The sequence below is a fragment of the Gemmatimonas sp. genome (genome assembly GCF_031426495.1).
Taxonomy (GTDB): Bacteria; Gemmatimonadota; Gemmatimonadetes; order Gemmatimonadales; family Gemmatimonadaceae; genus Gemmatimonas.
Window position 1 is genome coordinate 1 of record NZ_JANPLK010000075.1, and the last position, 3,042, is coordinate 3,042.

A 3,042-nucleotide genomic window follows, 5' to 3' on the forward strand; every position below is an offset into this window, starting at 1 on the left:
CCTTCGCAGACGACACGAGTGATGCGTCTACTGAAATGCGTATTCCGGCGCAAACCGGCCAGGCATTCCGGTTGAATCCGGCCAGGCATTCCGGCGGAATCCGGCCACCGATTCTGGGTGAATCCGGCCACCCTTTCCGGCGGAATCCGGCCAGGGGGACGGCGGTGTTGGTGCGGTAAACGGCGTGGGATCCCTCTCCGCGTGATTCGTGCGTCCTTCCGGGACTTTCACCGGAGTGACCGCGTGCCCCGCGACAGGATCCCGATGCGAATGATTCGAGATGTACTCCGCCTTCGGTTCGAGGCGGGCCTGAGCGAACGCCACGCGGCGCGCAGTCTTGGCGTGCCGCGCACGACGGTGCAGGACTACTGCGCGCGCTTTGGGGCGAGCGGCCTCACGTGGCCGCTCGCGGCGGCGCTGACCGACGGGGCGCTGGAGCAGGCGCTCTTCACGCGCGCGATCGTGCCCGCGCCGGCGGGTCGGCCGCTCCCCGACTGGGCGCAGCTCGCGCAGGAGAAGAAGCGGAAAGGCGTGACCCTGCTGCTGCTCTGGCAGGAGTATCGCCAGCGCGAACCGACCGGCTACAGCTACAGTCAGTTTGCGGAACGCTATCGGCAGTGGCGTGACACGATCGACCCCGTGATGCGCCAAGAGTATGTGGCCGGCGAGCGGCTCTTTGTCGACTATGCAGGGCTGACGGTCGACCTCGTCGATGCCGCGACGGGCGAGATCCGCGAGGCGCAGATCTTCGTCGCGGCACTCGGCGCGAGTAACTACACGTTTGCCGAAGCGACGTGGACCCAATCGCTGCCCGATTGGATCGCGTCGCACGTGCGCATGATGGAGTTTTTCGGGGGCGTCCCAGCCTTGCTCATCCCGGACAACCTCAAGGCGGCCGTGACGTACGCGTCGTACTACGCGCCGGAAATCAACGCGACCTACGCCGAGTTCGCGACGCACTACGGCACAGCGGTCTTACCCACGCGCGTCGCCGCGCCGCGCGACAAAGCGAAAGTGGAAACGGCGGTGCAGATCGTCGAGCGCGAACTACTCGCGCCCCTCCGTCATTCCCGCTTCACGTCGCTGGCCGAGCTCAATGCCGCGCTACGGGAGCGTCTGGAGCGGCTCAACGACCGCCCGTTTCAGAAGCTGCCCGGGACGCGTCGCTCGCTCTTCGAGGCCACGGATCGCCCGGCGCTCCGCCCGCTGCCGGCGACACGCTACGAGTACGCGGAGTGGCGCACGGCGAAGGTGAACATCGACTATCACATCGCGGTGGAGAAGCACTGCTACAGCGTCCCGTATACGCTGGTGCGCGCCACCGTCGACGTGCGCCTGACATCGACGATGTGCGAGATCTTGCACCAGGGCCAGCGCGTCGCGGCGCATGTGCGACGCGCGAGCGCGGGCGGCTACTCCACGGATCCCGCGCATCGGCCCAAGTCGCACACGCGGCATCTCGAGTGGACGCCGTCGCGGCTGGTGCACTGGGGCGAATCCATCGGCGTCGCGACGGGCGCGGTGGTCGCCCACATCCTCGAACACAAGCCGCATCCGGAGCAAGGCTATCGCGCCTGTCTCGGCCTGCTGTCGCTCGGGAAGCGCTACGGCGAGGCGCGCCTCGAGGCCGCCGCGCAGCGGGCGCAGGCGACGGGCGCGATGACGTATCGCTCGCTGCACTCCATCCTCAAGCTCGGCCTCGATCACACCCCACCTGACGCGATCGAGCCCACCACCCACCTCCCGGCCACGCACGACAATGTGCGCGGGGCCGGCTATTACGCGGAGTCGGCGGCGTCCGCGGACACCACCACACTCTCCCTCTTCGTCGGAGTCGACTGACATGCTCGCCCAACAAACCACCGACCTGCTGCATCGCTTGAAACTGCCGGCGATGGCGGAGGCCCTCGACGAACAGCGGCGACAGCCCGATGTCGTCTCGCTCGATTTTGAAGATCGTCTCGCCCTCCTCTTGGAGCGCGAACACGTCGCGCGCGAGAATCGACGGCTCACGCGGCTGCTGCACCTCGCGCGACTGCGTCATAGTGCGTCGATCGAGGATGTGAACTTTCGCGTGAAGCGCGGGCTTGACAAATCGCAGCTCTTGCGACTCGCGACGGGCGACTGGATCCAGCAGCACGGCGTGCTGCTCATCACCGGACCGACCGGTACGGGTAAGTCGTGGCTCGCCTGTGCGCTGGGGCATAGTGCGTGTCGGCACGGCTACCTCGTGCGGTATCTCCGCCTGCCGCGCCTACTCCCAGAGCTCGCGATCGCGCGCAGCGACGGCACGTACAGCAAGGTGCTCGCGCAACTCGGCAAGGCGGATCTCTTGATCCTCGACGACTGGGGACTGGCCCCGATCGGCGATCGTGAGCGTCGGGACCTCCTGGAAATGATCGAGGACCGCACGGGCCGTCGGGCGACGCTGCTCACGAGCCAAGTGCCCGTCGAGCACTGGCACGAAGGCGTCGGGGACGCCACCTTCGGCGACGCCATCATGGATCGCCTGGTCCATCACGCGCATCGCATCACGCTCACCGGAGGATCCCTGCGTAAGCTCGGCGCGCACCCCGCGACGGACACTCCAGCACTCTAATCCCACTCACCGATCCCACGCCCGCTCCACCACACGCGACACCACGGCACGCTGGCCGAAATGGACCGGAAGCCATGGCCGAATTGATTCAGAATCCCTGGCCGAATTGAATCGGATTAGCTGGCCGCTTTGACCGGAATACGCACTGAAAAGCACAAACTGTCGTGGATTACGAAGATGTGGCTCCCGCTGCCGTCACGGGCCTTCGAGGAGACCGTCTGCGAGGCGCTGAAGTCGGTGGGGACGGTTATCGCTGTCGATGAGCCGGATCGCCCGTTGCCCCGGTTGGGTGCACTCCGTCTCCGTCTCGGTCCGACGTGGCGCGAGGAGCTTACCGAACTCCTGCTGCGAGCGCGGCTCATCGTCGTCGTCGTCGGGACCTCCCGTGGTGTTCGGTGGGAATTGGAACATGTCGCACAACGCCACCTTGCGAAGACAGTGTT

Annotated in this window: 3 protein-coding genes; 2 read left to right on the forward strand and 1 reads right to left on the reverse strand. The window is 66.5% G+C overall.

The window, feature by feature from the left end:
- Positions 1-264 precede the first annotated feature (264 nt).
- On the forward strand, positions 265-1,842 hold the full coding sequence (gene istA / locus RMP10_RS18550; RefSeq protein WP_310571605.1) for an IS21 family transposase: 1,578 nt from the start codon (positions 265-267) through the stop codon (positions 1,840-1,842).
- A gap of 1 nt (position 1,843) precedes the next feature.
- Positions 1,844-2,599 carry an IS21-like element helper ATPase IstB gene (gene istB, locus RMP10_RS18555; protein WP_310571606.1) on the forward strand — a complete coding sequence of 252 codons (756 nt, stop codon included), beginning with the start codon at positions 1,844-1,846 and terminating at the stop codon, positions 2,597-2,599.
- Positions 2,600-2,794: 195 nt separating this feature from the next.
- On the opposite strand, the gene RMP10_RS18560 is transcribed toward istB, so the two are convergent.
- Positions 2,795-3,042: hypothetical protein (locus RMP10_RS18560; protein ID WP_310571607.1), on the reverse strand; the 248-nt coding region annotated here is incomplete at its 5' end.

Bases quoted from the DNA above. Each gene is read 5' to 3' on its own strand.
- istB (WP_310571606.1), top strand. From the start codon at position 1,844: ATGCTCGCCCAACAAACCACCGACCTGCTGCATCGCTTGAAACTGCCG.
- istA (WP_310571605.1), top strand. From the start codon at position 265: ATGCGAATGATTCGAGATGTACTCCGCCTTCGGTTCGAGGCGGGCCTG.